Source organism: Enterobacter sp. 50588862 (assembly GCF_001462935.1).
GTDB classification, from domain to species: domain Bacteria; phylum Pseudomonadota; class Gammaproteobacteria; order Enterobacterales; family Enterobacteriaceae; genus Enterobacter; species Enterobacter bugandensis.
Genome location: NZ_LNHM01000028.1, coordinates 452,365 through 479,336, shown reverse-complemented (window position 1 = coordinate 479,336; position 26,972 = coordinate 452,365). Strand labels below are relative to the sequence as shown.

The following is a 26,972-nucleotide window of genomic DNA, read 5'->3' as shown; positions in this document are numbered from 1 at the left end:
GTATCAGGCCGCGCTCTTTTTCTTTTTGAACGGTTTCTTCGCGCCACCACCGGGTGCAACCATGCCTCTGAACCGCTTCACCGGCGTGCTGCGCGCCTGATCGATCAGCTGGTAAAGCGTCCCCACCAGCGGCTGCATAAAGTCCTGATAGCGGCACTGCTTTTCGCTGATTTGCGTCAGCACGGATTCCCAGTGCGCGGTCATGTCCGGCCTTGCGGCCAGCTCCGGCAGGGAGTGTATGAGCGCCCGGCCCGGTTCCGTTGAGTGGATGTAGCGCCCCTTTTTCTCAAGAAAACCTCGCTTAAAGAGCAGCTCGATGATCCCCGCGCGGGTTGCTTCCGTACCCAGTCCATCGGTGGCGCGCAGGATCTTCTTGAGATCTTTATCCTGCACAAAGCGGGCGATCCCGGTCATGGCTGACAGCAGCGTTGCATCGGTGAAGTGGCGCGGCGGCTGGGTCTGACGTTCAACCACTTCACCCTTCTCGCACAGCAGTTCGTCGTCTTTAGCGACCACCGGCAGCGGCGTGCCGTCGTTCTCCTCATCGCGCTCTTTGTTGCCGAGGAGCGTGCGCCAGCCCGCTTCCGCCAGGAAACGCGCTTTAGCGATAAACTTGCCTTTGGCAATTTCCAGCTCGATGACGCACTTGCGGAACACCGCGTCCGGGAAGAACTGCATCAGGTACTGACGGGCGATCAGGTTATAGACCTTCGCTTCGTTATCGGTCAAGTTGACGCTGCTGGCGCGCGCCGTCGGGATAATCGCGTGGTGGGCATCGACCTTTTTGTCGTCCCAGCAGCGGTTATGGGTGTCCGGGTTAACGACGGACTGCGGGAGCAGATCCGGCGCGTGCACGCCGATGGCATTCATCACAGAATGGCGTCCGGCAAAGTGCTCTTCCGGCAGATAGCGGCTGTCCGAACGTGGATAGGTGATGAGCTTATGGGTTTCGTAGAGTTTCTGGCAGATATCCAGCACGTTCTGCGCGCTGAGGCCAAAGCGCTTCGCGGCCTCAATCTGCAGAGCAGAAAGGGAGAACGGCAGCGGCGCGGGTTCTGATTCCCGTTTATCGTTATAGCTGGTAACGATGGCCGGCTGGCCGGTAATACGGTTAACCACATGCTCCGCCAGCGGACGGTGCAGCAAACGCCCCTCTTCATCCTGGTACGACTCGCAAGCGTCGCTCGGCTGCCAGACGGCGGTAAAGCGCTCGTCTTTCGGGGTGACGATATGCGCTTTCACTTCAAAGAAATCTTTGGCGACGAAGTTCTCGATCTCTTCGTCGCGACGCACCACCAGCCCCAGCACCGGCGTCTGCACGCGGCCCACGGAGAGTACGCCCTGATAGCCCGCGTTGCGCCCGAGGATGGTGTAGGCGCGGGTCATGTTGATGCCGTACAGCCAGTCGGCGCGGGCGCGCGCTAAAGCAGAGACGCACAGCGGAATAAACTCGCTGTTGGAACGCAGGCGCGAGATCGCCCGCTCAACGGCCTGCGGGTTGAGGTCGTTGATCAGGCAGCGCTGCACCTGCTGGCGCTTTTCCGGCGCCAGCTCAAGATAGTCCAGCACTTCGTCCACCAGCAGCTGCCCTTCTCTGTCCGGGTCACCTGCGTGGACCACTTCCGTCGCCTCATGCAGGAAGCGCTTAATGACGTTGAGCTGTTTGGTGACGGACGGACGAGGCTGAAGACGCCACTTTTCCGGCACGATGGGCAGATCGTTGAGGTTCCAGCGGGCGTAGCGGCTGTCGTAGACGTCCGGCTGCGCCTGTTCAAGCAGGTGGCCGATACACCAGGTGACCACCTGCCCGTTACCGCATTCGATAAAGCCGTCGCCTTTGCGATGCGGTTTAGGCAGCACGTCGGCGATGGCACGGGCCAGGCTCGGCTTTTCGGCAATAAACAACCGCATCGAATTAACGGATCTCAATCATCGGTCGGCCGCCGCGGGCGGTCACCAGTTCGCCGATCGCCGTCAGGGTGATGCCAAACTCGGCGGCGGTTGCCTGAACCTCGGCTTCGGATTCCGGCGTGACGGCCAGCAGCAGGCCGCCGGAGGTTTGTGGATCGCACAGCAGGTTACGCCACGCCTCAGGCATTTCGCCCATCAGGTGACCGTAGCTGGCGAAGTTGCGCTGGGTACCGCCCGGAACCGCGCCCTGGGCAATGTACTCTTCCACGCCAGGCAGCTTCGGCACGTCCTGATACCAGACCTGCGCCTGCACGCCCGCGCCCTGACAGACTTCAGAGAGGTGCCCCAGCAGGCCAAAACCGGTGACGTCGGTCATCGCCTTTACGCCGTCGATATTGGCGAACGCCGCGCCGGCGAGGTTCATCTGGCACATGACTTCCGTCGCCAGACCTTTGTGCTCCGGTTTGAGCAGGGATTTTTTCTCAGCGGTGGTGAGCACGCCAATGCCCAGCGGCTTGGTGAGGAACAGCTTGCAGCCCGCCTGCGCGGTGCTGTTGCGCTTCACGCGCTCGGTCGGCACCACGCCGGTAACGGCCAGGCCGAAGATCGGCTCCGGGGCATCAATCGAGTGGCCGCCGGCCAGCGCAATCCCCGCCTGCTGGCAGGCGAAACGCCCGCCATCAATCACCTCGCGGGCGATTTCCGGTGGAATGGTGTTGATCGGCCAGCCCAGAATGGCGATGGCCATGATCGGCTTACCGCCCATGGCGAAGATATCGCTGATGGCGTTGGTGGCCGCGATGCGCCCGAAGTCGAACGGGTTATCAACAATCGGCATGAAGAAGTCAGTGGTGCTGATAATGCTGGTGCCGTTACCTAAGTCATAAACCGCCGCATCGTCACGCGTTTCGTTGCCGACAAGCAGGTTCGGGTCGACAAACTTCGCCTGTTCACTGTGCAGAATGGTCTCCAGCACTTTCGGGGAAATTTTACAACCGCAACCGGCTCCGTGGCTGTACTGCGTTAAACGAATGGTTTGCTCGCTCATGGACGTCTCCTGTCATCTCAATCGCGCTATGGTAGCGCTCATTCCATAAAGAGGTAAGTATGACTGTCTGAATTCTGCGGCGGATGCTCAGAATCCAGACAGTTTAGCGCGTGAAATTAAAAACGGCTGACGAAAGGCGTGGTGTCCGGCACGCTAATGGTGCTGGAGGCTTTAAGCTGCGGGGTGCCGAGGTAAAGGAAACCGACAATTTTGTCGTGCTCACCGCAGGAGAATCCTGCCCGCACTGCGGCGCTCTCGGTCAGCGGCCCGGTGCGCCAGATACCGTTATAACCCTGCGCAACGGCGGCCATCTGCATCGCCATCACCGCACAGCCGGCAGACATTTCCTGCTCCCAGACCGGCACCTTATGGTCGGCCTGACATTTCGCCACGACAGCGATAATCATCGGGGCGCGGAACGGCGCGTTACGCGCCTTGTCGATACCTTTCTCATCCTGCCCGGCGGCAACTGCCCCCTGCTCCAGCAGCTGACTGAAGCGATCGCGGCCTTCGCCTTCAATCACAAAGAAGTGCCACGGCTGCAGCGTGCCATGATCCGGCGCACGCATACCGGCACGCAGAATGTTTTCCAGCTGCTCGCCCGCAGGGGCGGGTTCGGCCAGACGTGACGCGCTACGACGGTTAACAAGCAGTTCGAGTGCATCCATTGGTTAACTCCTTTCTTGAAATTTACTCACAAAATTAACACGACGGCAGATTTTGTTACAGCCTGGCAGGCGATTCCTGCTGACAAGTGGCGGTTGGGTCATTACGATAACCCAACATTACCGTCCAGTGGCGACGGAAACAGTCATTTTCTGGTTAGGGAGAATACATGCGAACCCTTTGGCGAATCTTTGCCGGTTTCTTTAAATGGACGTGGCGACTGCTCAACTTCGTCCGCAACCTGGTGATGAACATCTTCTTCATCCTTCTGGTTCTGGTTTGCGCGGGCATCTGGATGCATATCAGCAACGCGAATCAGGCGCAGCATTCGACTCGTGGGGCCCTGTTACTCGATATCACCGGCGTGATCGTTGATAAACCGTCCACCAGCAATCGTCTGGGGGTGATCGGCCGCCAGCTGTTTGGCGCGACGTCAGACCGCCTGCAGGAGAACTCCCTGTTCGATATCGTCGATACTATCCGTCAGGCCAAAGACGACCGAAACATCACCGGGATCGTGCTGGATCTGAAAGATTTTGCCGGCGGCGACCAGCCTTCTATGCAGTACATCGGTAAAGCGCTGCGCGAGTTCCGCGACAGCGGCAAGCCGGTGATTGCCGTGGGCGACAGCTACAGCCAGGGGCAATATTATCTGGCAAGCTTCGCCAATAAGATCTGGCTTTCGCCACAGGGAACGGTCGATCTGCACGGTTTTGCCACCAACGGCCTGTACTACAAATCGCTGCTCGACAAGCTGAAGGTCACCACCCACGTCTTCCGCGTCGGCACCTATAAATCTGCCGTGGAGCCGTTTATCCGCGACGATATGTCCCCTGCCGCCCGTGAAGCGGACAGCCGCTGGATTGGCGAGCTGTGGCAGAACTATCTGGGTACCGTTGCCGCTAACCGTCAAATTACCGCTGAGCAGGTGTTCCCTGGCGCTCGCGGCGTGCTGGATGGACTGCGCAAGGTCGACGGTGATACCGCGAAATATGCGCTCGACAACAAGCTGGTTGACGCGCTGGGCACCAGTGCAGATATCGAAAAAGCCCTGACCAAACAGTTTGGCTGGAGCAAAGAGGACAAAAACTACAGCGCCATCAGCATGTATGACTATGCTGCGAAAAAGCCGGACGACAGCGGCGACAGCGTAGCCGTGGTGTTTGCTAACGGCGCTATCATGGACGGTCAGGAAACCCCGGGGAACGTCGGCGGTGATACTACCGCGTCGCAAATCCGCGATGCACGCCTTGATCCGAAAGTGAAAGCGATTGTCCTGCGGGTGAACAGCCCTGGCGGCAGCGTTAGCGCTTCCGAAGTGATCCGCGCCGAGTTGGCCGCAGCGCGTGCCGCTGGCAAGCCGATCGTCGTATCCATGGGCGGCATGGCCGCGTCTGGTGGGTACTGGATCTCCACGCCTGCCAACTATATTGTGGCGAACCCAAGCACGCTGACCGGCTCGATTGGCATCTTCGGGGTGATTAACACCGTGGAAAACAGCCTGGATTATCTGGGTGTGCATACCGATGGTGTTTCCACGTCGCCGCTGGCGGATGTGTCGATGACCAAATCTCTGCCGCCGGAAGTTTCAGAGATGATGCAGCTGAGCATTGAGAACGGCTATAAACGCTTTATCACGCTGGTTGCCGACTCGCGTAAGAAGACGCCGGAACAGATCGACCAGATTGCACAGGGCCACGTCTGGACCGGACAGGATGCGAAGAGTAACGGTCTGGTCGACAGCCTGGGCGACTTCGACGACGCGGTGAAGAAAGCCGCCGAACTGGCGAAGCTCAAGCAGTGGCACGTTGAGTATTATCAGGACGAACCGTCGTTCTTCGATATGGTGATGGACAGCATGTCCGTCTCCGTACGCGCCATGCTGCCGGAGGCGCTGCAGGCGTACCTGCCTGCCCCGGTGACCACGGCTGCGAAAGCGATGAAGGCGGAAAGCGATAAGCTCGCGGCCTTTAACGATCCACAAAGTCGTTACGCGTTTTGCCTGACCTGCGCGAACGTCCGTTAAAAACCGTCCCCTCTTCCCGTGAAGAGGGGATGTTTTTCTTTTGAAGAACAAGAACTCACTACCATGCAGAAGAAATCGATTTATGTAGCCTACACTGGCGGTACCATCGGTATGCAGCGCTCTGAAAATGGCTATATCCCCGTCTCCGGCCATCTGCAGCGTCAGCTTGCGCTGATGCCTGAATTCCACCGTCCGGAAATGCCTGACTTCACCATCCACGAATACGAGCCGCTGATGGACTCCTCCGACATGACGCCGGAAGACTGGCAGCACATCGCGGATGACATTAAAGCCCATTACGACCAGTACGACGGCTTCGTGATCCTGCACGGCACCGACACCATGGCGTTCACCGCTTCGGCGCTCTCCTTCATGCTGGAGAACCTGAGCAAGCCGGTGATCGTCACCGGGTCGCAAATACCGCTGGCGGAGCTGCGCTCGGACGGGCAGATCAACCTGCTGAACTCCCTGTACGTGGCGGCGAATTACCCGATCAACGAAGTGTCGCTGTTCTTTAACAATCGCCTGTATCGCGGCAACCGCACCACCAAAGCCCATGCCGACGGTTTTGATGCCTTTGCCTCCCCTAACCTGCAGCCGCTGCTGGAAGCGGGTATTCATATCCGTCGTCTGGGAACGCCTCCGGCACCGAACACCGCCGGCGAGCTGATTGTGCATCCGATTACCCCGCAGCCGATTGGCGTGGTCACCATTTATCCGGGCATCTCCGCGGACGTGGTGAGCAACTTCCTGCGCCAGCCGGTGAAAGCGCTGATCCTCCGTTCCTATGGCGTCGGCAACGCTCCGCAGAACGGCGAATTTCTGAAGGAGCTTCAGGAAGCCAGCGAGCGCGGAATTGTGGTGGTAAACCTGACCCAGTGCATGTCTGGCAAGGTCAATATGGGCGGTTATGCCACTGGCAACGCGCTGGCGCACGCGGGGGTGATCAGCGGCTTCGATATGACCGTTGAGGCGACGCTGACTAAACTTCATTATTTACTGAGTCAGGATCTGGACATTCAGTCCATTCGCCGCGCAATGATGCAAAACCTGCGTGGCGAGCTGACCCCGGACGAATAAGGAGCTCTCATGAAGCAACGCGCCCTGCTACTGGTCGATTTGCAAAATGATTTCTGCGCGGGCGGCGCGCTGGCCGTCGCCGAAGGTGACAGCACCGTTGACGTGGCAAATACCCTGATTGACTGGTGCAAAGCCCGCGGTGAAGCGGTTGTCGCCAGCCAGGACTGGCACCCGGCGAACCACGGCAGCTTTGCCAGCCAGCACAACGTTGAGCCTTTCACCCAGGGTGAACTCGACGGTCTGGCGCAAACCTTCTGGCCGGATCACTGCGTGCAGCAGACCGAAGGAGCGGAACTGCACCCGCTTCTGAATCAGAAGGCCATCGACGCGGTGTTCCATAAAGGTGAAAACCCGGTTATCGACAGCTACAGCGCGTTTTTCGATAACGGGCATCGCCAGAAGACGGCGCTGGACGCGTGGTTACGTCACCATGAAATCACGGAGCTGATCGTGCTGGGTCTGGCGACGGATTACTGCGTGAAGTTTACCGTGCTGGACGCGCTCCAGCTGGGTTATACCGTTAGCGTCATCACCGACGGCTGTCGCGGGGTGAACATTCAACCACAGGACAGCGCTCAGGCATTTATGGATATGGCCGCCGAAGGTGCCACGCTGTATACGCTGGCAGACTGGCAGGAAACGCAGGCGTAGCCTTTTAAGCCGGGTGGCGCTGATGCTTACCCGGCCTACCTTTCCCCGTAGGCCGGGTAAGGCGCAGCCGCCACCCGGCAAAACACCCCCTCCGATCCCCATAAAGTGAACTCCCTCGCATCCTCAGCGAAGCGGCAATGCTATTCTCTTCAGGCTGTTTTTTCGCCACGCCTTTTCTGTGGCGTGGTTATTTTTATTAAGTCAAAGAGGAACTTGTATGAAACGTTTGCCCCTGCTGGCAGCATTACCCTTGCTTTGCGCGTCGCTTGCTTCCGCCGCGCCTCTGATGTCCGTGGGCTACTTTAACGGGGGTGGCGATGTCACCGCCGGACCGGGTGGCGATATCAATAAACTGGACGTTCGCCAGATCACCCACCTGAACTACTCGTTTGGGCTTGTTTATAACAACGAGAAAGACGAGACCAACCCCGCGCTGAAAGATCCGGCGAAGCTGCATCAAATCTGGCTTTCGCCAAAAGTGGCGTCCGATCTGGCCCTTATCCCGACCCTGCGTAAACAAAACCCGAACCTGAAAGTCCTGCTCTCCGTTGGCGGCTGGGGGGCACGCGGTTTCTCTGGCGCAGCGGCAACCCAGGAGAGTCGCGCGGTGTTTATCCGCTCCGCGAAGGAAATTGTTGAGAAATACGGTCTGGACGGGATCGATCTCGACTGGGAATATCCGGTCAACGGCGCGTGGGGGCTGGTTGCAAGCCAGCCCGCCGACAGGGATAACTTCACCGCCCTGCTGAAAGAGATGCGCGACGCGTTCGGGCAGAAAAAGCTGGTGACCATTGCGGTGGGCGCGAATGCGGAAAGTCCGAAAAGCTGGGTGGATGTCAAAGCCATCGCCCCGCTCCTCGACTACATCAACCTGATGACCTACGACATGGCGTACGGGACACAGTACTTCAACGCGAACCTGTATGACTCCAGCGCCTGGCCAACGGTGGCTGCCGCCGACAAATACAGCGTCGATTTTGTGGTGAACAACTATCTGGCCGCCGGACTTAAGCCGAAGCAGATGAACCTCGGGATCGGTTTTTACGGCCGCGTACCGAAACGTGCGGTTGAACCGGGCATTGACTGGAGCAAGCCGGACGCGCAAAAAAATCCGGTCACCCAGCCCTACTTTGGACCGCAGGAGATCGCCCTGTTTAAGTCGCTTGGCTATGACCTGACTAAAGATACCTACGTGAAGTACAACGATATCGTGAAGAAGCTGCTGAACGATCCGCAGAAGCGTTTTACCGAGCACTGGGACGACCAGGCGAAGGTACCGTGGCTCTCGGTAAAGGGTGCCGATGGCAACGCGCTGTTTGCGATTTCGTATGAGAATCCGCGTTCTGTCGCGATCAAGGCGGACTACATCAAAGAGAAAGGCCTCGCCGGGGCGATGTTCTGGGAGTACGGAGCGGACGACAATAATCAGTTAGCGAAACAGCTGGCGGAGTCGCTCGGGATCCCGCATAAGTAGTAAGTCACCAGGCCCTCTCCCACAGAGAGAGGGCCTGGTGAGGGCATCAACCCGCACCGTTATTGCATTTTGATCGTCGCAATCGGCTTCGGCGTGATGCCAAAATCTTCCTTCAGCTCGCGCTTGCTCTTCATCACCATCTGACCGTTAGTGTCGATAGTCATGTGTTGCGCATCAGTGTTATTGCGCGCCTGCCACAGCATCACCAACTGCAAACTGTTCTCTTTTTGCTCAGGCGTGAGCGCTACACCGTCCGGCCATTTTCCCAGCTCAACGGCGGTCACCAGACGCTGATAAACTTCCGGGGTCATCCCGTTAATCATGTCCTCAATATTCACGATCTCTCCCTTTCAAAGGAATAATTTGCTGAATCGTTTTTTCAACCCTTAATCTGGTCGCCGTTTTCATCATCGGTGAAGCTCATTGAGGCTGAATTTACGCAGAAACGCTCACCCGTTGGCTGAGGACCATCCGGGAAGACGTGCCCCAGGTGCGCGTCGCAGTTACCGCAGCGAATTTCCGTGCGCACCATACCGTGCGACGAGTCGGTCAGATAGCGGATTGCGTCATCGCTCACCGGCTCGTAAAAGCTCGGCCAGCCGCAGCCGGAGTCGTATTTCGTTTGTGAATTGAACAGCGGGGCATCGCAGACCAGACAGTGATAGACACCGTCTCGCTTGTTGTGCAGTAATCGCCCGGTAAATGGCGGCTCCGTGCCGTGATTCTGGGTCACGTAAAACTGCATTTCGGTGAGGTTTTTTTTCAGATCGTCAGGGTTATGTTGGTTCGACATATGCTTACATCTCGCTTTAGAAACAGACATCTTTTAACCCGGATTCTAACAAAACATTAACACCCTTGCGTGCACTTTTGTTCTAAACTTATGTGTCGCGAAAAGGCGGTCAGGCAATTGTGATCACGTTCACATTTTTATCCTGCGAGGACTTTAAAATTCCGGGCGCAGCCCCCATGTGGTTGCAAGCTCAAAGGGAAAGTGAGGCGAGTCAGTCGCACAAACGTTAGTCACAGGATTGATTTGTCGCAATGATTGACACGATTCCGCTTGACGCTGCGTAAGGTTTTTGTAATTTTACAGGCAACCTTTTATTCACTAACAAATAGCTGGTGGAATATATGACTATCAAAGTAGGTATCAACGGTTTTGGCCGTATCGGCCGTATTGTTTTCCGTGCTGCTCAGAAACGTTCTGACATCGAAATCGTTGGTATCAACGATCTCCTGGACGCTGAATACATGGCGTACATGCTGAAGTACGACTCAACTCACGGTCGTTTCGACGGCACCGTTGAAGTGAAAGACGGCCACCTGGTTGTTAACGGCAAAACCATCCGCGTTACTGCTGAGAAAGACCCAGCTAACCTGAAATGGAACGAAATCGGTGTTGACGTTGTTGCTGAAGCAACCGGTATCTTCCTGACCGACGAAACTGCACGTAAACACATCACTGCGGGTGCGAAGAAAGTTGTTCTGACTGGTCCTTCCAAAGACAACACCCCAATGTTCGTTCGCGGTGCAAACTTCGAAACTTACGCTGGCCAGGACATCGTTTCTAACGCATCCTGCACCACCAACTGCCTGGCACCGCTGGCTAAAGTGATCAACGACAACTTCGGCATCATCGAAGGTCTGATGACTACCGTTCACGCGACCACCGCTACTCAGAAAACCGTTGACGGCCCGTCTCACAAAGACTGGCGCGGCGGCCGTGGCGCGGCTCAGAACATCATCCCATCCTCTACCGGTGCTGCTAAAGCTGTAGGTAAAGTACTGCCAGAACTGAATGGCAAACTGACTGGTATGGCGTTCCGCGTTCCAACTCCTAACGTATCCGTTGTTGACCTGACCGTTCGTCTGGAAAAAGCTGCTTCTTATGAAGAAATTAAGAAAGCAATCAAAGCTGCTTCCGAAGGCCCAATGAAAGGCGTTCTGGGTTACACCGAAGACGACGTTGTATCTACCGATTTCAACGGCGAAGTGTGCACTTCCGTGTTCGATGCTAAAGCAGGTATCGCACTGAACGACAACTTCGTGAAACTGGTTTCCTGGTACGACAACGAAACCGGCTACTCTAACAAAGTACTGGACCTGATCGCTCACATCTCCAAATAAGTTGAGATGAGTGATTGATCCAAAAAGGCGACTTCGGTCGCCTTTTTTATTGTTTTTTAGACAGAGGATTGCTTAATGATAAATAAAATTTTTGCACTTCCGGTAGTCGAACAACTTACCCCTGTGCTCTCCCGCCGTCAGATTGACGGTGCCGACGTTATCGTCGTTGACCACCCGCGCGTTAAAGCCTCCGTGGCGCTGAACGGCGCGCACCTGCTCTCCTGGAAACCGGAAGGCGAAGCGGAAGCGCTGTGGCTGAGTGACGCCACCTCGTTCAAAAAAGGGGATGCGATTCGCGGCGGCGTACCGATCTGCTGGCCGTGGTTTGGCCCGTCCGCACAGCCGGGTTTGCCTTCTCACGGTTTCGCCCGTAACCAGCAGTGGACGCTGAAAGCGCATAACGAAGATGACAACGGCGCAGTACTGACCTTTGAGCTGCAGGCTAATGATGAAACCCGCGCCCTGTGGCCGCATGATTTCACCCTGTATGCCCGCTTCAAACTGGGTCAGAGCTGCGAGATTGAGCTGGAAGCCCACGGCGAGTTCGAGACCACCTCTGCCCTGCATACCTACTTCAACGTGGGTGACATCAATGCAGTGAAGGTGAGCGGCCTGGGCGATACCTTTATCGACAAAGTTGATAACGCGAAGGAAGGTAAGCTGAGCGACGGCGTTCAGGCGTTCCCTGACCGTACTGACCGCGTCTATCTGCATCCGGAAGCGTGCAGCGTGATCCACGACGGTGCTCTGAACCGCGGCATTGAGGTGGTTCATCACCATCACAGCAACGTGGTGGGCTGGAACCCGGGGCCTGCACTCTCCATCAGCATGGCCGACATCCCTGATGACGGTTACAAAACGTTCGTCTGCGTGGAAACGGCCTGCGTAACCACCCCGCAGAAAGCGAGCGAGGAAAAGCCGTCTCGTTTAGGGCAGACAATTCGCATCGTTAAGCGATAAGGTCGCTGCACCACACCAAAGCAAACGGGGCGCAAGCGCCCCGTTTTGATGCAATGATTGCACCGCGATAATGCACAATCAGAACTTGTAGGTCACACCCACCGAGAAGATGCCAGCCCAGGACTTATCAACCATCGGGCTATCCTTCACTTCGTCGCTCAGACGCTCGTAACGGCCGGTACCGTAGACGTTCCAGTCGCCAAGGAAGTTATAGCTCGCGGTCAGCTCCAGGTAAGGATCCCAGCCATCATCGGCGCTGTAGCTTTTCAGCCCACTGCGACGGGACTCGTTTTTAGAGACGCCGTAGTAATAGTCGTTGTAGTTTTCACTGTTGTACTGCACGCCGATACCCGGCGTCAGGGTGAGCCCACCGTTGGTATAGCGATACAACCACGCCAGATCCCAGATAAAGCCGTTGCTGTTATCCAGCGTATCACCCGCCAGGGCCGTACGGAGGAAGCCATACTGGGTGTTATGCACGTATGAAAGCCCGGCCATCATGGAGCTTTTGCGCTTGTCGAGCTGGCGAAGCGCGTGGCTGTCGCTGTCGCCTGGCTTGAAGTGCGTTGGATCGTAGTAGGCCATGATAGAGAGCTTATCGGCCGTATCGTTCCACAGATAGTAGCCGCCGCCGAGACCGCGGAACCAGAAGTTATCGCCTTCATAGGTGATAACGGGTACAGGATAAACATCGCGGTCATACTGTTTGTATGGGCTGTTAATGACGCCAACGCCCGCACCCACCGTCCACTGACTTTCCGCCTGAGCGGTGCTAACTGCGGTCGCGGCAAGGATGCCCAATGCCAGAAGTTTGAGTTTGGTCACAATCCATTCTTTCCTGTAGTCAAATAATCAGCGGGTGAAGTGTAACCGCCATTCCCGTACATCCCAAAATTTTTTGCCTGCTAATCAGTTTGATTAACCCATTATTTTTAACTTTTCAGATGACAACCCGCTTTCATTTATATGACCGATGCATGAAAAACGTGCTTAAGCCTTATAACCAGGGTGGAAATTTTTGGATGAGTTATTGATATGTCATTGAAATTAGTTTTTCTCAGCATGCAAGTTTGGCAAATGCCATCTACGCTTAAATTTAAGAAGAGTTTTCCTGAACACCTGCGGTTCTTAGCGTCTGACCTGGCACACAGGTTGCTGCTCTGGCAGTGGGGTGCGAGAGATTCTCTTCCGGGAGCCTCCACTACTCATACGAACGGCTCTTATCCTGTGCTAAAAAACGAAAGGACGGCATGCCATGAATATATTCGATCACTATCGCCAGCGCTACGAAGCTGCCAAGGACGAAGAGTTCACACTGCAGGAGTTTCTTACCATTTGTCGGCAAGATCGCAGTGCCTATGCCAATGCGGCAGAACGGCTATTGATGGCTATCGGTGAGCCAAACATGGTTGATACTGCCCTGGAGCCACGGCTTTCCCGTCTATTTTCGAATCGGGTGGTCGCCCGATATCCGGCGTTCGAAGAGTTCTATGGTATGGAAGATGCCATTGAACAGATTGTCTCCTATCTGAAGCATGCCGCCCAGGGTCTGGAAGAGAAGAAACAGATCCTCTATTTACTCGGCCCCGTCGGCGGCGGTAAATCCTCGCTGGCTGAACGCCTGAAGTCGCTGATGCAGCGCGTACCGATTTACGTGCTAAGCGCCAACGGCGAACGCAGCCCGGTGAACGACCATCCGCTGTGCCTGTTTAACCCGCAGGAAGATGCGCAAATTCTGGATAAAGAGTTTGGCATCCCGCGTCGCTACCTCGGCACCATTATGTCGCCGTGGGCAGCAAAACGCCTGCACGAATTTGGCGGTGATATCACCAAATTCCGCGTCGTGAAAGTGTGGCCATCCATACTGGAGCAGATCGCTATCGCCAAAACCGAACCGGGTGATGAGAACAACCAGGATATCTCGGCGCTGGTGGGTAAAGTCGATATCCGTAAGCTGGAAAACTTCGCACAAAACGACCCGGATGCCTATGGCTATTCCGGTGCGCTGTGCCGCGCCAACCAGGGGATTATGGAATTCGTCGAGATGTTTAAAGCACCGATCAAAGTGCTGCATCCTCTGCTGACGGCGACCCAGGAAGGGAACTACAACGGGACGGAAGGTATCTCCGCCCTGCCGTTTAACGGGATTATTCTCGCCCACTCGAACGAATCGGAATGGGTAACCTTCCGTAATAACAAAAACAATGAGGCCTTCCTTGACCGCGTGTACATCGTCAAGGTGCCTTATTGCCTGCGGATCTCCGAAGAGATCAAAATTTACGAAAAACTGCTTAACCACAGTGAACTGGTGCATGCGCCATGCGCTCCGGGCACGCTGGAAACGCTCTCGCGCTTCTCCATCCTGTCGCGTCTGAAAGAGCCGGAAAACTCCAGCATCTATTCGAAAATGCGCGTCTACGACGGTGAAAGCCTGAAAGATACCGACCCGAAAGCGAAATCGTACCAGGAATACCGCGATTACGCCGGGGTTGATGAAGGGATGAACGGCCTCTCCACGCGTTTCGCGTTTAAGATCCTCTCCCGGGTCTTTAACTTCGACCACGCGGAAGTGGCGGCCAACCCGGTTCATCTGTTCTACGTCCTGGAGCAGCAAATCGAGCGCGAGCAGTTCCCGCAGGAGCAGGCTGAACGCTACCTTGAGTTCCTGAAAGGCTACCTGATCCCGAAATATGCCGAGTTCATTGGCAAAGAGATCCAGACGGCCTATCTGGAATCCTATTCAGAATACGGGCAGAACATTTTCGACCGCTATGTCACCTATGCTGACTTCTGGATCCAGGATCAGGAGTACCGCGACCCGGATACCGGCCAGCTGTTTGATCGTGAATCCCTGAACGCGGAGCTGGAAAAAATCGAGAAGCCAGCCGGGATCAGCAACCCGAAAGACTTCCGGAATGAGATTGTGAACTTCGTCCTGCGCGCCAGAGCGCATAATAACGGGCGCAATCCGAACTGGACCAGCTACGAGAAGCTGCGCACGGTTATTGAGAAGAAAATGTTCTCCAATACCGAAGAGCTGCTGCCGGTGATCTCGTTTAACACCAAAACCTCAACCGACGAGCAGAAGAAACACGACGATTTTGTCGACCGTATGATGGAAAAAGGCTACACCCGCAAACAGGTTCGCCTGCTCTGCGAATGGTATCTGCGCGTGCGTAAATCGTCCTAAAACAAGTGCCCGGTAGCGCCTGCGCCTGCCGGGCCAACAAAAACGCAAGTTGGCAAATGCAGTACGGGGGGTATATGACCTGGTTTATTGACCGGCGTCTTAACGGCAAAAACAAGAGCACGGTGAACCGCCAGCGCTTCTTGCGCCGTTATAAAGCGCAAATTAAACAGTCGATCTCCGAGGCCATCAACAAACGCTCGGTGACCGACGTCGACAGAGGCGAGTCTGTCTCCATTCCTACCGATGACATCAGCGAACCGATGTTTCATCAGGGGCGCGGCGGCCTGCGCCATCGCGTTCATCCAGGTAACGACCACTTCGTTCAGAACGACAGAATTGAGCGCCCTCAGGGCGGCGGCGGTGGTTCAGGAAGCGGTCAGGGGCAGGCCAGCCAGGACGGTGAAGGCCAGGATGAGTTCGTTTTCCAGATTTCGAAAGATGAATATCTCGACCTGCTGTTTGAGGACCTTGCGCTGCCGAACCTGAAAAAGAATCAGCATCGTCAGCTTAACGAGTATAAAACCCATCGCGCGGGCTATACCGCTAACGGCGTTCCCGCCAATATCAGCGTTGTGCGTTCGTTGCAGAATTCTCTGGCGCGCCGCACGGCCATGACAGCGGGCAAACGTCGCGAACTGCGCGAGCTGGAGAGCAGCCTGAAGGTCGTGGAAAACACGGAGCCGGCGCAGCTGCTGGAAGAGGAGCGCCTGCGTAAAGAGATTGCCGAGCTAAGAGCGAAGATCGACCGCGTGCCGTTTATCGATACCTTCGACCTGCGCTACAAGAACTACGAAAAACGTCCCGAACCCTCCAGCCAGGCGGTCATGTTCTGTCTGATGGACGTCTCCGGCTCGATGGACCAGGCCACCAAGGATATGGCGAAGCGTTTCTATATCCTGCTCTACTTGTTCCTGAGCAGAACCTATAAGAACGTGGAAGTGGTTTATATCCGCCATCACACCCAGGCCAAAGAGGTGGATGAACATGAGTTCTTCTACTCCCAGGAGACCGGGGGGACCATCGTATCAAGCGCCCTGAAGCTGATGGATGAAGTAGTGAAAGAGCGTTACGACCCGGCGCAGTGGAACATTTATGCCGCGCAGGCGTCGGATGGCGACAACTGGGCCGACGACTCACCGCTGTGTCACGAGATCCTGGCGAAGAAAATTCTGCCGGTGGTGCGTTACTACAGTTATATCGAAATCACCCGTCGCGCCCACCAGACCCTGTGGCGGGAATATGAACATCTGCAGTCCATGTTCGATAACTTTGCCATGCAGCATATCCGCGATCAGGATGATATTTATCCTGTGTTCAGGGAGCTGTTCCACAAGCAATCTGCTACCAGCAACGCATAACCCAACAGCCAGCGAATCCGCTGGCTGTTTTCTTTCGACCCCGTTTATCCCGTGCTAATGTAGCAAGCTGCATACTGGATTATCACCGGGAAAATGATGATGACTGACGACGTTATGGGGACAAGTACCCACCATCAGCTGATTACCTTACTCACCGAGCAGGGCGCGCGTTTTCGCGTCATGGAGCACGAGGCGGTGGGGAAATGCGAAGCGGTGAGTGAAATTCGCGGGACCGATCTGCGCCAGGGGGCAAAAGCCCTGGTCTGCAAGGTGAAGGGCAACGGCGTTAAAAAACACGTACTGGCGATTCTGGCCGCCGACCTGCAGGCCGATCTGAGCCAGCTTGCCAGCCATTTTGGCGGGCTTAAAGCCTCCCTCGCCAGCCCGGCCGAGGTCGATACCCTTACCGCCTGCGTTTTTGGCGCGATCCCGCCCTTCAGCTTCCATCCTGATTTGGCGCTAGTGGCCGACCCGCTGCTATTCGAGCGTTTCGACGAAATTGCCTTTAACGCCGGTTTACTGGAGAAATCCGTGATCATGGACACCCAGGATTACCTGCGCATCGCCCGTCCTGAGCTTGTAAACTTCCATAAAGCGTCGTCGTGACGGCGCTAGCCTCTTCTTTCCAGAAACAGCACGGAGGCGACGAGAATCACGGCAATAGCGAAAAACGATGAGGAGATAATGAGCGTTTCAACAAACATGTGATCGTACATGATGGCGATCCCTTTGCGATACCTGCCTTCGTTTTAATCCGCGTAAATGACAAGGTAATGACAGCGATAAAATCTTTTAAACGCTGTCCTCCGCCGCGTTTGCGCGTACAGTAAGCAGGATAATTATTCTGGCAAGGATCCCCCATGTTTGACCCGACTCTGCTCATTCTTCTGGCGCTCGCCGCGCTCGGCTTTATCAGCCATAACACCACCGTCGCCATCTCGATTCTGGTGCTGATTATTGTGCGCGTGACCCCGTTAAATACCTTTTTCCCGTGGATAGAAAAACAAGGCCTCACCCTCGGGATCATCATTTTAACCATCGGGGTGATGGCTCCCATCGCCAGCGGCACCCTTCCCGCCTCAACGCTGCTGCACTCGTTTATGAACTGGAAATCTCTGGTGGCGATCGCGGTGGGGATTTTTGTTTCGTGGCTGGGCGGACGCGGCGTGACGCTGATGAGCAGCCAGCCCTCGCTGGTGGCGGGCCTGCTGGTGGGCACGGTACTCGGCGTGGCGCTCTTCCGCGGCGTGCCGGTAGGCCCGCTGATTGCGGCAGGGCTGGTGTCCCTGTTTATCGGGAAGTCATAGTCAGGCTGGCCATGTAACGCGCCGGCGTCTGGCCCAGCCCCTTTTTGAACATGGTGATAAACGCGGTGGTAGAGTCATAGCCCAGAGACTGTGCCACCTGCTGCACCGATTTCCCGCTAATCAAATGCTGTAACGCCACGATCAGCTGAAGCTGGTGACGCCAGCGGCGAAAGCTTAAACCGGTCTCTTTGACCACCAGCCGCGCCAGGTTGCGTTCACTCATCGCGAAATGGCTTGCCCACTGCGCCAGCGTCTGCCAGGCGGCGGGCTCTTCCGCCATCTTCTCGCTCATCAGCCGAATTTTAGGATGGGGAGAGACGGGCAGCTGCAGATGCTCCTGGCGCTGGAGCGGCAGCTCGTCAAACAGGACGTCCACCAGACGCGATGTGGCCGCAAGATGCAGCTGTTCACGTGATTTCTCCGCCAGGGATAAAATCAGCTCCCGCACCAGGGGAGAGATTTTCAGGGTGCAGCAGCGGTCGGGCAGGCTGGCGGCACCAGGCTCAATAAACAAAAAGCAGAGCTGCGCCCCCGGCGTGGCCCTGTTGCTGTGCGGCATTTGGCCTGGGATCCAGACGGCATACTGGGGCGGTACCATCAGCATCGCATTTTCCACTTCGCAGGTGATCGCGCCGCCAAGGGCCAGAATCAGCTGCCCCTTACGGTGTTGATGCTGCGGAATATATTGTTCTTCCGTCACCACGCGGATACGAAACGCGACGGCCGCATCGTGCTGGCTATCAGGATCGTAGCCGTCCAGTCCAAGACCAATCATCAGGTTGTCCGATATTAGCGATAAACTGTCATTTTAGCCTGATTTCAACCGCTGAGAAAATCGGTATTGTGTGCGCTCGCTTGAACGTATGAGAACACAATGACTACTGCTCTTCGCACCTCAGGAAAACAGGGCGCGCTGTTGATCGCAGGCATCCTGATGATTGCCACCACGCTTCGCGTCACCTTTACCGGCGCAGCGCCGCTGCTCGATACCATTCGCCTTGATTATGGCTTAAGCACGGCGCAAACCGGTCTGCTGACCACCCTGCCCCTGCTGGCCTTTGCTCTTGTCTCCCCGCTCGCGGCGGGCGTTGCCCGGCGTATCGGCATGGAGCGCAGCCTGTTTATCGCCCTGATGCTGATTTGCATCGGGATTGCGGTTCGCTCCCTGCCCTCCGCTACCCTGCTTTTCATCGGAACGGCGGTGATTGGTTGCGGGATCGCTCTGGGGAATGTGCTGCTGCCCGGCTTAATTAAGCGTGATTTCCCGGGTCAGGTGGCAAAACTCACCGGCGCCTATTCCCTGACGATGGGTGTCTCTGCCGCGTTAGGCTCGGCGCTGATTGTTCCCCTGGCGCAGGGTAATGCGGGCTGGCACGGCGCGCTGCTGATGCTGATGGCGTTTCCGCTGATCGCGCTGTTGCTCTGGCTGCCGCAGTGGCGTCAAAAACACGTCGCAACGGTAACGGGCGCAGGCGCGCTGCATAACCGCGCGATCTGGCGCTCGGCACTCGCCTGGCAGGTGACGCTCTTTCTGGGGATTAACTCGCTGATTTATTACGTCATCATCGGCTGGCTGCCGGCCATATTACTCAGCCATGGCTTTAGCGAAGCGCAGGCCGGCTCGGTGCACGGCCTTTTACAGCTTGCCACGGCCGTGCCGGGGCTTGCCGTTCCTCTCGTCCTCCAGCGTATGAAGGATCAGCGAACCATCGCCGGAGCGGTTGGGCTGATGTGCGCGGTTAGCGCGGCGGGTTTGTGGTTTATGCCTGAGATGGCGGTGATGTGGACGCTGGTGTTTGGCTTTGGTACCGGGGCAACGATGATCCTCGGCCTGACGTTCATCGGCCTGCGCGCCAGCTCCGCACACCAGGCGGCAGCGTTGTCCGGTATGGCACAGTCTATTGGTTACCTGCTCGCCGCCTGCGGTCCGCCGCTGATGGGTAAAATTCACGATTCGGCTGGAGACTGGCGGATCCCGCTTCTCGCCTGCGCGCTGGCCGCTGTCGTCATGGCCATCTGCGGCGTACTTGCCGGGCGCGACCGGGAAATCGCGCCCCGATAAACACGGTGGCAGACCATCGGGTCTGCCTTTTTTACCCGCGCGCCGCGCGCAGCATTGCCTGCACCAGCACCACCGGACGCCCTTCCAGCGCAGCACGCTCGTGCTGGAATAAGGTGATCACAAAGAACGGATGGGTCACCAGCTCCGCAGCGCGAATTTCCCCCTGCTCGTCCCAGCCCGTCACGCGCATATCACCGCTCTCCAGTTCCTGAGCAAACGCCGCCGATACGCCATAGTTACAGTGATAACCCTCTACGATTTCCGGCTTTCCGTAGGCCTTCGCGATCAGCGTATTATTGCGCAGCTCAATGGCATCGGTTTTCTCCACCAGCGAGCAGGTCAGCGGCGCAATCACCATCGTACCTTCGGTATCCGTCTCAGCATGTGCCGCGTCGCTCCAGCCCAGCACGTTACGGGCATACTCAATTAACGCATGCTGGAACCCACCGCAGGTGCCCAGGAACGGAATGCTGTTTTCACGCGCGTAGCGTGCGGCAATAAAGGCCGCCTCGGTATTTTTATAGGGGCTTGCGGGAACCAGCCAGATGGCATCGTAGCCCACCAGATCCTCAGAACTGGTTAATTCCGTGGTGGCAAGCCAGTCGTAATCGGCGGTGAGGTCAAGGACCGCGGCGGCGTCGTCAATGGCCAGCGGGATCGCCTTGTGTGCAATAACATCAGGATTGTAATCGCCAACCAGCGCAATGCGCAGCGTCGTTTTAACCGGGAGGTGTTCCATGAAAGGTTCCTTATGCCAGAGTATTATCAGATAACATAAGGAACCTCAGACTACCGATCTTCTGCAATTATCACAATACCTTAAATTGGGAGGGTGGAATCATGATTCAGTGCAAACGCGTCTATGAACAGGCGAGCCCGGGCGATGGCTATCGGGTTCTGGTGGACAGGCTCTGGCCCCGTGGGGTGAAAAAAACAGACCTCGCGTATGACGAATGGTGTAAAACGCTCACACCGTCCAGCGCGTTACGCAAGGACTTTCATAGCGAAGCGATTGATTTCGCGGGCTTCACTAAAGCCTACAAGGAAGAGCTGGCGCAGCATAAGGACGAAGGAGAGCGTCTGGCGGCGCTGGCGAAAAAGCAGACCGTAACCCTGCTCTACGGCGCGAAGGACACCAAGCAGAATCACGCTCTGGTCTTAGCCGACTGGCTGCGCCATCTGTGATCAGCCGACCGTCAGCTCATCCTGAATTTGCGGAGCTTCGTCCGGGGTGAGCGGCATCAGGTGTTCGGCGCGAACAAACGCAAAGCCGTGCTGATTATCAAAGGCGTAGACGTCTCCCGTCACCAGCCAGAGCGCGCGGTCCGCGCTTGCGGGTAACTGCGTCATCACGCCGTTGACCGGGTTAACGAAACGCTGGCCGGGCTGGCAGAGACCAAATAGCTCCACAGATTTACCAATATTGCGACGGCCTGACGCCGTGCGGGCACCGACGATCATCGCCACGCTGCCCGGTTTAAGCTGAAACATACTTCTCTCGCGGTAACGGTAGCCAGAAATTGGCTAAGAATAATCCTAAAGAGAAGTGTATCGCAGCTACTGTCCCTCTGTCACCTGGCAGGTTGCGGATGATCGCGACGATAGAGCGTCCATTCGTCGATCACTTCGCCACCGGGCAGCTTGCACTCGGTGCGGACTCCCTGCGGGCTTTGAATTGGGACCTGTTCCCCGCCCTTTTCCAGGCAGTAAACGGAAGCCGGGTTCGCCATGCCCACGGCGTGCGGCGGTTTCGGGGCGTCGGGTGGGGTTGTTTTTGCGGTGCAGGCAACCAGGGGAAGCGCCAGCGCCATTAGCAGAAATCTCATCTTGTTGATCCTTTTGACATCATCATTGGCTAAGGGTAACGGCTTGTCGCCGCTTTCTCCATGATTTCTCCATTCTAACTGCACTTTTCAACGCTACAGTCTGGCATGTTCTCACTTTGACCAGAGAACATCATTCCGTAATCAAGATGTCTTTGCCCCGTTCTCAACAACGGGGCTTTTTTTCCCGCCTGCTGCCTACCTCTGCATATATTAAATTTTCTATATTCATGTTTTACTATGCCGGAAGCCTAAAAATTCAGCATAACATGCAGATGCAGACGTCTTCTGCCTGGGAGTCATTCTACGTCATGTCGGATCTTATCCTCGCTCGCGTTTCAGAAACCCTTGCCACCGAGCAATCCCTTGAAAGCCTCGTTCGTCAGCTGCTGGAGATGCTGGAAATCGTCACCGACATGGAGTCGACGTATCTGACGAAGGTGGATATAACAGCCCGGCTGCAGCATATCCTCTATGCCCGAAACAGCAAGCAGATGACTATCCCGGAAGGGTTAAGCGTGCCATGGGATGAAACGCTGTGTAAGCGCGCGCTGGATAGCGACACATTATTCAGTAACGATGTCCCCGAGCGCTGGCCGGAGTGTGAAGCGGCGAAAGCACTCGGCATTACCACTTACATGAGCATCCCCGTTCATCTTGCCGATGGCTCGCTTTACGGTACGCTCTGCGCCACCAGCACGGCAAAAAAACCGCTCAGCGCGCGCGGCGAGCAGATGCTAAAACTCTTCGCCGGGTTGATTAGTCAGTACATTCAGAAAGAGTCTCTGGTGACCCAGCTCCGTGAAGCCAACGCGGCGCTTATCGCCCATTCCTACACAGATGCCCTTACAGGGTTACCCAACCGTCGCGCCATTTTTGAGGATCTGACCACCCTGTTTTCGCTGGCGCGGCATCTGAAACGTAACGCCATCATTGCCTTTATCGATCTGGATGATTTTAAACTGATTAACGATCGATACGGGCATGAAGCAGGCGACCAGTTCCTGATTGAAGTGGGCAAGCGTTTGACCGCAGAAAAACAGCAGGACGATATCATCGGCCGGCTGGGCGGCGATGAGTTTCTGGTGGCCACTCTGAGCAACGTCGAGAATGAGGAGCAAATCCACCTTCTCAGAACGCGCCTCTGCGCCCGAATTGCGGGGGAATACTGGCTGGGTAGCATCAGCATCATTTATCCTGGCGCCAGCCTCGGCGTTATCGAAGTGGATCCCGGCGTAACCGATCCGGACAGTGCGTTACGTGCCGCAGATATCGCGATGTATCAGGATAAGAAAGGAAAAAGCAAAACAGGCTTTCTCGCGATGGATTAACCCCGTACACTCTACGGCGTTATAAAAACCGAAACAGGTGATGATATGAGAATAGGGATCCTCTTCCCGGTCGTTATTTTTATAACGGCGGTGGTATTTCTGACGTGGTTTTTTGTCGGTGGTTACGCTGCTCCGGGGGCATAAATGAGAAAAACCACCCTCATTATGTTGATCGTTGCCGTCGTGGCGTTTGCCGGCACGCAATTTGGCTGGTGGTAAACCCGTTACGTAAAAAGGCCGCCATATGGCAGCCTTTTTAACGCTTCAGTATTAGCTTTTGATCTTTCTGTAGATAAACAGCACAACCAGCGCGCCGATCACCGCGACCGCGAAACTGCCGAAGTTAAAGCCATCGACTTTACCAAAACCGAACAGCGTACTGATCCAACCGCCGACTACCGCGCCGACAATACCCAGTATTATGGTGACGATAAACCCACCGCCATCTTTGCCCGGCATGATCCACTTCGCCAGAATACCCGCAATAAGCCCAAAGATAATCCAGGATAAAATTCCCATAACTTTCCTCTCTGTATGGTTTTTGTCATTAAATCAACGACACAAAAAGGATAGCACAGGATCTGAGAAAGGAAATTTGTGATAAGCCTCACAGAGAGAGTCTGCGCATTTCTTCATCAACATGCCCTTCCACAAGAACTGTGGGGTTGCATCTTTTATTGAGAAAGATTATCTTTCTCAACACTGAATAGTTGAGAAAAACACTCAGGTATTCAGTACGACATTGCTCACATTGCTTCCAGTATTTCTTGCCCACTCATGAGTGGGCTTTTTTTTGATCAAGCCCCAACGAAAGCGTGCCGGTTGCGCCCGCCGCGTTTTGCCTGATAGAGCGCCTGGTCGGCAGCATTAATAATATTCTGCTGGCTACCCGCGATGTTGACAGCACGCGCACTGGAGACCCCTACGCTTACCGTGACCCGCCCGAAGGGGCTAAACGCGTGTTCAATTTGCTGAGAGAAAACATAGCGAATAATCGTCTGCGCAAGGCGGAGCGCCTCCTGGATATCCGTTTCAGGCAAAATCAGCGCAAACTCCTCCCCGCCATAGCGCGCCACAATCTGGTTGTCGCGGGTGAGACTTTCCCTGAGGCAGTTTCCCAGCAACGCCAGGCATCTGTCCCCTTCCGGATGACCGTAGTTATCGTTGTACTTTTTGAAGTAGTCCACATCCACAAGGAGCAGCGAAACCGGCTCGTCCTTTGCCGCACACGCCGCAATTTCCGAGAGGATTTTTTCATCAAAGATGCGCCTGTTATAAAGCCCTGTCAGCGCATCCTCCGAGGCAATAATCTTTAGCGCTTTGTTATCCCGTGCTTTTCTGGATAAGTCGGAATAGAGGAAACAGGACGCCACGATGAGCGTCGCGGTAAACACCAAAATAAGTGCGGCAAGCTGAATCGCCTGCTTGCGCCACGGTGAAAGGGCTTCATCAATGCTTACCGCTACCGTCGTAACCAGTCCGTAGCGCCTGTTTTTCTCATAGGCATAAATGCGTTCGATTTTATCAAACCTGGAGACAGAGCTGGCTATCCCTGTATTTTGTACCTTGAGGTATTTTCTGAAGAGAGGTGAGTCAGAAAAAATCGTACCGATATAGTTATTTTTAAAGGGATAACGAATCAGTAAAACGCCTGCTTGCGTCGTTAAACCAATAACGCCCGCGTGACCAATATTAATTTGTCCATAAAGTGCCAGAAAATTTTCGATACCCAGCGTCACCACCACAACACCGTTAAATGCACCGGTGTGGGTTTCAAGGCGTCGGCTAAGAGTAATAACCCATTTACCATTGGTTCTGCTTATCACCGGCTCACCAATATAAATCTGCTGACTTTTATTTTCCTTGTGATAGACAAAAAATGCTCTGTCCGCGCCATTATGGGGGCCCGCAAAATTTTTGTGCAATGCAGTGAAGATATCCCCATGCGCATCATAGACAACCACATTATTAATCTGAGTAAGAAGATTATCCTGATTGCTTATCATTCGCTGAATATTGATCGCCTGTTGCGGGGTCATACCATAAATTTCAATTGTGTCGGAAACGGTGGTAATCAACATTTCACTTTGGCGAATGATCCCTTCCGTGTAGACGTTAAGGGTATGGCTCAGGTTGGCAACGCTGGTATTGATTTGCTGGATTGACTGCTGTCGGGACGTGGCAATCTGGACGGCAAGCGACAATGAAACAATCAATGAGACAATGATGACGGTAATGGTTGTTGTGTAAAAAGTATTTTTCACGTGCACGAGCTTTTCCACCTTATCACGCCTGGCATCCCTGGCTGACAACTCTTGTCACTGTAACAAAGCTCAGGTTAAGAGGAAAACAAATTGCACTTAAGCATAACGGCTGCCGTTATTATCAGGCTTGTAGCTTGCACTGCCTGTGATAAGATTTGAGAGATGAGGGAGCGGACAGGGTATCTGGAAAATGAAAAAGATCATTGCCGTTACTATCGTTTCAGCGTTTCTGGTCTTCCTGTCTCTTTTTGCGGTTAATGCAGTTATCGGGAGCCAGCAGAAAAGCAAACAGCTTGAGATTTCCCGAACCCTTTTACAGCATTCAGAAAGTCTGACCCAGAGCATGGCGCAGACGCTCAAAAACCTGACCACACAGGGATGCGACAGAGACAGCCTCGATCGCTACCGGCAGGTCAAGCTCGAAAGCCGCTATGTCGCTGACGTCGGTTTTATTGAAAAGGGAAAAATAGTCTGTACCGCTTTTTGGGGTAAATACGTTAATCCTGTCCCGCTTCCTGAAGAGCTCCATGAAACGACCAGAGGATTTCTCCTCGCGCAATTTTCGAGAAAGGATTTTTTTACCGGCAATGCGGCCATCTATAATAATCACATTATCTTCACCTCCCGCTATGCTTACGATAAATTCACCCCGGTTACGGAGAGCTATTCTCTGAGCACCACCACCAGGGACTTAAGCAGAACGTTTTTTTCGGCTACGCCTGAATTAAACCAACAGAGCGAACTGAATTCCTCCTTGTTTACCCTGACCCTCACCCGGTGCAGCACCACATGGGATTTGTGCGTCATTGTGAAGCATCACAACGCGGGACTAGCCTCGTTATCTCCCGTTGTATTTATCGTTCTCGCGGTCATTTTATGTTTTATCTGGATTGCGATAACGCTCTTTTTCTTTCGACTCAACGAGGATCGGTTCTCCCTGGAGCGGACGCTGGTCAAAGCTGTTATCACTAATACCATCGGCGTTCATTACCAGCCCATTGTTCGGATTGAGGATAAAAAAATTGTAGGCGTGGAGGTCTTGTCGAGATGGCGTGACGCAAGATACGGTGACGTCTCCCCGGAACTGTTTATTCCATTAATCAAAAAAATTGGCCTGTATAAAAATTACTATATTAATATTCTCCAAAAATCCCTTTCGGATATCGCGCCACTTATTATTAAATATCATCTGGTTGTTTCGCTCAATGTTGGCCGAACGGAAATTGAAGACGGACAGTTTATCAGCATTTTGCGCCGTAGCTGTTTAGCTAATAACATTCCGCTCTCTCTGATCAAAGTCGAGCTTTCTGAAAAAGCCATTTCAACGGGGAATATTCTGGAAGATTTCTGCAAGGATTTAAAAAACCTTGGCGTGAGAATATCCATTGATGACTTCGGGGTGCAAAACTCAAACCTGGCAAGGCTTTCGCTGCTTGAATATGATGAGATCAAAATCGACAAGTCGCTGGTCGATGGCATCAGTGAACATTACAAGCAGAACATTTTTGTCATTTTTAGCGACGCCCTCTCAAAACTGAATAAAACGCTTGTTTTCGAAGGCGTAGAGAGCGAAATACAGTATCGCTTTATTGCTGAAAGATACCCCGAGGCGCTGATTCAGGGATGGTATTTCTCAAAATCCGTCACCCGAAGCGAGCTTGCGAAGCGACTCGCTGGGATCGCGCGGTAGG

At 54.9% G+C, this 26,972-nt stretch carries 28 protein-coding genes; 15 read left to right on the top strand and 13 right to left on the bottom strand.

Features of this window, described 5'->3' with window-relative positions; all coding sequences use genetic code 11:
* Positions 1–3 precede the first annotated feature (3 nt).
* The 3 genes from APT89_RS15190 to APT89_RS15180 form a co-directional block, all read right to left on the bottom strand.
* The gene (locus tag APT89_RS15190; RefSeq protein WP_060572846.1) at positions 4–1,911 is read right to left on the bottom strand and encodes a DNA topoisomerase III; all 1,908 of its coding nucleotides are present in this window, start codon (positions 1,909–1,911) and stop codon (positions 4–6) included.
* A gap of 4 nt (positions 1,912–1,915) precedes the next feature.
* Positions 1,916–2,959, bottom strand: a complete 1,044-nt coding sequence (selD, locus tag APT89_RS15185) for a selenide, water dikinase SelD (RefSeq protein ID WP_028012777.1) — start codon at positions 2,957–2,959, stop codon at positions 1,916–1,918.
* 116 nt (positions 2,960–3,075) lie between these two features.
* Complete coding sequence (locus APT89_RS15180) at positions 3,076–3,627, bottom strand: NAD(P)H nitroreductase (RefSeq protein ID WP_028012776.1); 552 nt, start codon at positions 3,625–3,627, stop codon at positions 3,076–3,078.
* Between the two features lie 167 nt (positions 3,628–3,794).
* On the opposite strand from APT89_RS15180, the gene sppA reads away from it, so the two are divergent.
* The 4 genes from sppA (at position 3,795) to APT89_RS15160 (ending at position 8,856) form a co-directional block, all read left to right on the top strand.
* Positions 3,795–5,651, top strand: coding sequence for a signal peptide peptidase SppA (sppA, locus tag APT89_RS15175; protein ID WP_028012775.1), 1,857 nt, complete (start codon positions 3,795–3,797; stop codon positions 5,649–5,651).
* 63 nt (positions 5,652–5,714) lie between these two features.
* The gene (gene ansA / locus APT89_RS15170) at positions 5,715–6,731 is read left to right on the top strand and encodes an asparaginase (protein ID WP_060572844.1); all 1,017 of its coding nucleotides are present in this window, start codon (positions 5,715–5,717) and stop codon (positions 6,729–6,731) included.
* 9 nt (positions 6,732–6,740) lie between these two features.
* Positions 6,741–7,382 (top strand): bifunctional nicotinamidase/pyrazinamidase, encoded by a 642-nt coding sequence (pncA, locus tag APT89_RS15165; protein ID WP_045630119.1) that lies wholly within the window; start codon positions 6,741–6,743, stop codon positions 7,380–7,382.
* A 217-nt stretch (positions 7,383–7,599) separates the two neighbouring features.
* Entirely contained in the window at positions 7,600–8,856 is a 1,257-nt protein-coding gene (locus APT89_RS15160) for a glycoside hydrolase family 18 protein (RefSeq protein WP_045630118.1), read from the top strand.
* Positions 8,857–8,915: 59 nt separating this feature from the next.
* Here the strand turns inward: APT89_RS15160 and APT89_RS15155 are convergent, their stop codons facing one another.
* Both APT89_RS15155 and msrB read right to left on the bottom strand, forming a co-directional pair.
* A complete protein-coding gene (locus APT89_RS15155) occupies positions 8,916–9,194 on the bottom strand; it encodes a YeaC family protein (RefSeq protein ID WP_028012771.1) in 279 nt (92 codons plus the stop codon).
* Between the two features lie 41 nt (positions 9,195–9,235).
* Complete coding sequence (gene msrB / locus APT89_RS15150) at positions 9,236–9,649, bottom strand: peptide-methionine (R)-S-oxide reductase MsrB (protein ID WP_028012770.1); 414 nt, start codon at positions 9,647–9,649, stop codon at positions 9,236–9,238.
* Positions 9,650–9,990: 341 nt separating this feature from the next.
* On the opposite strand from msrB, the gene gapA reads away from it, so the two are divergent.
* On the top strand, positions 9,991–10,986 hold the full coding sequence (gene gapA / locus APT89_RS15145; protein ID WP_006809136.1) for a glyceraldehyde-3-phosphate dehydrogenase: 996 nt from the start codon (positions 9,991–9,993) through the stop codon (positions 10,984–10,986).
* 75 nt (positions 10,987–11,061) lie between these two features.
* Positions 11,062–11,946 carry a D-hexose-6-phosphate mutarotase gene (locus APT89_RS15140; RefSeq protein ID WP_041910476.1) on the top strand — a complete coding sequence of 295 codons (885 nt, stop codon included), beginning with the start codon at positions 11,062–11,064 and terminating at the stop codon, positions 11,944–11,946.
* Between the two features lie 78 nt (positions 11,947–12,024).
* On the opposite strand, the gene APT89_RS15135 is transcribed toward APT89_RS15140, so the two are convergent.
* Positions 12,025–12,771 carry a MipA/OmpV family protein gene (locus APT89_RS15135; RefSeq protein WP_041910477.1) on the bottom strand — a complete coding sequence of 249 codons (747 nt, stop codon included), beginning with the start codon at positions 12,769–12,771 and terminating at the stop codon, positions 12,025–12,027.
* 430 nt (positions 12,772–13,201) lie between these two features.
* Here APT89_RS15135 and yeaG point away from each other — a divergent pair, with 430 nt between their 5' ends.
* The 3 genes from yeaG (at position 13,202) to APT89_RS15120 (ending at position 17,100) form a co-directional block, all read left to right on the top strand.
* Positions 13,202–15,136, top strand: coding sequence for a protein kinase YeaG (gene yeaG / locus APT89_RS15130; RefSeq protein ID WP_014883443.1), 1,935 nt, complete (start codon positions 13,202–13,204; stop codon positions 15,134–15,136).
* Between the two features lie 74 nt (positions 15,137–15,210).
* Entirely contained in the window at positions 15,211–16,494 is a 1,284-nt protein-coding gene (locus APT89_RS15125; RefSeq protein WP_060572842.1) for a YeaH/YhbH family protein, read from the top strand.
* Positions 16,495–16,593: 99 nt separating this feature from the next.
* Positions 16,594–17,100, top strand: coding sequence for a YbaK/prolyl-tRNA synthetase associated domain-containing protein (locus APT89_RS15120; protein WP_028012766.1), 507 nt, complete (start codon positions 16,594–16,596; stop codon positions 17,098–17,100).
* 5 nt (positions 17,101–17,105) lie between these two features.
* On the opposite strand, the gene yoaI is transcribed toward APT89_RS15120, so the two are convergent.
* Positions 17,106–17,210: a small membrane protein YoaI gene (gene yoaI, locus APT89_RS24155; protein ID WP_120787301.1), complete on the bottom strand. Its 105-nt coding sequence runs from the start codon at positions 17,208–17,210 to the stop codon at positions 17,106–17,108.
* A 144-nt stretch (positions 17,211–17,354) separates the two neighbouring features.
* On the opposite strand from yoaI, the gene APT89_RS15115 reads away from it, so the two are divergent.
* The gene (locus APT89_RS15115; RefSeq protein ID WP_041910481.1) at positions 17,355–17,801 is read left to right on the top strand and encodes a DUF441 domain-containing protein; all 447 of its coding nucleotides are present in this window, start codon (positions 17,355–17,357) and stop codon (positions 17,799–17,801) included.
* Here the strand turns inward: APT89_RS15115 and APT89_RS15110 are convergent.
* Positions 17,785–18,576, bottom strand: coding sequence for an AraC family transcriptional regulator (locus APT89_RS15110; RefSeq protein ID WP_041910482.1), 792 nt, complete (start codon positions 18,574–18,576; stop codon positions 17,785–17,787). The two genes, APT89_RS15115 and APT89_RS15110, sit on opposite strands and share 17 nt — an antisense overlap.
* 99 nt (positions 18,577–18,675) lie before the next feature.
* Here APT89_RS15110 and APT89_RS15105 point away from each other — a divergent pair, with 99 nt between their 5' ends.
* Positions 18,676–19,863 carry a CynX/NimT family MFS transporter gene (locus APT89_RS15105; protein WP_060572840.1) on the top strand — a complete coding sequence of 396 codons (1,188 nt, stop codon included), beginning with the start codon at positions 18,676–18,678 and terminating at the stop codon, positions 19,861–19,863.
* A 31-nt stretch (positions 19,864–19,894) separates the two neighbouring features.
* On the opposite strand, the gene APT89_RS15100 is transcribed toward APT89_RS15105, so the two are convergent.
* Positions 19,895–20,602 (bottom strand): CTP synthase C-terminal region-related (seleno)protein, encoded by a 708-nt coding sequence (locus tag APT89_RS15100; protein ID WP_028012763.1) that lies wholly within the window; start codon positions 20,600–20,602, stop codon positions 19,895–19,897.
* Positions 20,603–20,703: 101 nt separating this feature from the next.
* Between APT89_RS15100 and APT89_RS15095 the strand changes: the two genes are divergently transcribed.
* The gene (locus tag APT89_RS15095; protein WP_048956806.1) at positions 20,704–21,048 is read left to right on the top strand and encodes a DUF488 domain-containing protein; all 345 of its coding nucleotides are present in this window, start codon (positions 20,704–20,706) and stop codon (positions 21,046–21,048) included.
* Here APT89_RS15095 and APT89_RS15090 read toward each other — a convergent pair whose 3' ends face one another.
* Positions 21,049–21,354 carry a hypothetical protein gene (locus APT89_RS15090; RefSeq protein ID WP_028012761.1) on the bottom strand — a complete coding sequence of 102 codons (306 nt, stop codon included), beginning with the start codon at positions 21,352–21,354 and terminating at the stop codon, positions 21,049–21,051. It lies immediately after the preceding gene.
* A gap of 80 nt (positions 21,355–21,434) precedes the next feature.
* Positions 21,435–21,689, bottom strand: coding sequence for a putative hemolysin (locus APT89_RS23855; RefSeq protein ID WP_041910485.1), 255 nt, complete (start codon positions 21,687–21,689; stop codon positions 21,435–21,437).
* 308 nt (positions 21,690–21,997) lie between these two features.
* On the opposite strand from APT89_RS23855, the gene APT89_RS15080 reads away from it, so the two are divergent.
* Complete coding sequence (locus APT89_RS15080) at positions 21,998–23,017, top strand: sensor domain-containing diguanylate cyclase (protein ID WP_060573051.1); 1,020 nt, start codon at positions 21,998–22,000, stop codon at positions 23,015–23,017.
* A 45-nt stretch (positions 23,018–23,062) separates the two neighbouring features.
* Positions 23,063–23,161, top strand: a complete 99-nt coding sequence (locus APT89_RS24150) for a YoaK family small membrane protein (protein ID WP_049003319.1) — start codon at positions 23,063–23,065, stop codon at positions 23,159–23,161.
* A 126-nt stretch (positions 23,162–23,287) separates the two neighbouring features.
* On the opposite strand, the gene APT89_RS15075 is transcribed toward APT89_RS24150, so the two are convergent.
* The gene (locus APT89_RS15075) at positions 23,288–23,536 is read right to left on the bottom strand and encodes a GlsB/YeaQ/YmgE family stress response membrane protein (protein ID WP_028012758.1); all 249 of its coding nucleotides are present in this window, start codon (positions 23,534–23,536) and stop codon (positions 23,288–23,290) included.
* 278 nt (positions 23,537–23,814) lie between these two features.
* Positions 23,815–25,299 (bottom strand): sensor domain-containing diguanylate cyclase, encoded by a 1,485-nt coding sequence (locus APT89_RS15070; RefSeq protein WP_239689087.1) that lies wholly within the window; start codon positions 25,297–25,299, stop codon positions 23,815–23,817.
* Between the two features lie 172 nt (positions 25,300–25,471).
* Here APT89_RS15070 and APT89_RS15065 point away from each other — a divergent pair, with 172 nt between their 5' ends.
* Positions 25,472–26,971, top strand: coding sequence for an EAL domain-containing protein (locus tag APT89_RS15065; RefSeq protein ID WP_060572838.1), 1,500 nt, complete (start codon positions 25,472–25,474; stop codon positions 26,969–26,971).
* Position 26,972 lies beyond the last annotated feature (1 nt).

Excerpts from the sequence above, each read along its gene's own strand:
- APT89_RS15095 (WP_048956806.1), top strand. The coding sequence starts at position 20,704 with ATGATTCAGTGCAAACGCGTCTATGAACAGGCGAGCCCGGGCGATGGC.
- APT89_RS15110 (WP_041910482.1), bottom strand. The coding sequence starts at position 18,576 with ATGATTGGTCTTGGACTGGACGGCTACGATCCTGATAGCCAGCACGAT.
- selD (WP_028012777.1), bottom strand. The coding sequence starts at position 2,959 with ATGAGCGAGCAAACCATTCGTTTAACGCAGTACAGCCACGGAGCCGGT.
- gapA (WP_006809136.1), top strand. The coding sequence starts at position 9,991 with ATGACTATCAAAGTAGGTATCAACGGTTTTGGCCGTATCGGCCGTATT.
- sppA (WP_028012775.1), top strand. The coding sequence starts at position 3,795 with ATGCGAACCCTTTGGCGAATCTTTGCCGGTTTCTTTAAATGGACGTGG.
- APT89_RS15125 (WP_060572842.1), top strand. The coding sequence starts at position 15,211 with ATGACCTGGTTTATTGACCGGCGTCTTAACGGCAAAAACAAGAGCACG.
- APT89_RS23855 (WP_041910485.1), bottom strand. The coding sequence starts at position 21,689 with ATGAGATTTCTGCTAATGGCGCTGGCGCTTCCCCTGGTTGCCTGCACC.
- APT89_RS15105 (WP_060572840.1), top strand. The coding sequence starts at position 18,676 with ATGACTACTGCTCTTCGCACCTCAGGAAAACAGGGCGCGCTGTTGATC.
- msrB (WP_028012770.1), bottom strand. The coding sequence starts at position 9,649 with ATGTCGAACCAACATAACCCTGACGATCTGAAAAAAAACCTCACCGAA.
- yeaG (WP_014883443.1), top strand. The coding sequence starts at position 13,202 with ATGAATATATTCGATCACTATCGCCAGCGCTACGAAGCTGCCAAGGAC.
- APT89_RS15065 (WP_060572838.1), top strand. The coding sequence starts at position 25,472 with ATGAAAAAGATCATTGCCGTTACTATCGTTTCAGCGTTTCTGGTCTTC.
- APT89_RS15180 (WP_028012776.1), bottom strand. The coding sequence starts at position 3,627 with ATGGATGCACTCGAACTGCTTGTTAACCGTCGTAGCGCGTCACGTCTG.
- pncA (WP_045630119.1), top strand. The coding sequence starts at position 6,741 with ATGAAGCAACGCGCCCTGCTACTGGTCGATTTGCAAAATGATTTCTGC.
- APT89_RS15120 (WP_028012766.1), top strand. The coding sequence starts at position 16,594 with ATGACTGACGACGTTATGGGGACAAGTACCCACCATCAGCTGATTACC.
- APT89_RS15140 (WP_041910476.1), top strand. The coding sequence starts at position 11,062 with ATGATAAATAAAATTTTTGCACTTCCGGTAGTCGAACAACTTACCCCT.
- APT89_RS15160 (WP_045630118.1), top strand. The coding sequence starts at position 7,600 with ATGAAACGTTTGCCCCTGCTGGCAGCATTACCCTTGCTTTGCGCGTCG.
- APT89_RS15100 (WP_028012763.1), bottom strand. The coding sequence starts at position 20,602 with ATGGAACACCTCCCGGTTAAAACGACGCTGCGCATTGCGCTGGTTGGC.
- APT89_RS15080 (WP_060573051.1), top strand. The coding sequence starts at position 21,998 with ATGTCGGATCTTATCCTCGCTCGCGTTTCAGAAACCCTTGCCACCGAG.
- APT89_RS24150 (WP_049003319.1), top strand. The coding sequence starts at position 23,063 with ATGAGAATAGGGATCCTCTTCCCGGTCGTTATTTTTATAACGGCGGTG.
- APT89_RS15115 (WP_041910481.1), top strand. The coding sequence starts at position 17,355 with ATGTTTGACCCGACTCTGCTCATTCTTCTGGCGCTCGCCGCGCTCGGC.
- yoaI (WP_120787301.1), bottom strand. The coding sequence starts at position 17,210 with ATGTACGATCACATGTTTGTTGAAACGCTCATTATCTCCTCATCGTTT.
- APT89_RS15090 (WP_028012761.1), bottom strand. The coding sequence starts at position 21,354 with ATGTTTCAGCTTAAACCGGGCAGCGTGGCGATGATCGTCGGTGCCCGC.
- APT89_RS15190 (WP_060572846.1), bottom strand. The coding sequence starts at position 1,911 with ATGCGGTTGTTTATTGCCGAAAAGCCGAGCCTGGCCCGTGCCATCGCC.
- APT89_RS15075 (WP_028012758.1), bottom strand. The coding sequence starts at position 23,536 with ATGGGAATTTTATCCTGGATTATCTTTGGGCTTATTGCGGGTATTCTG.
- ansA (WP_060572844.1), top strand. The coding sequence starts at position 5,715 with ATGCAGAAGAAATCGATTTATGTAGCCTACACTGGCGGTACCATCGGT.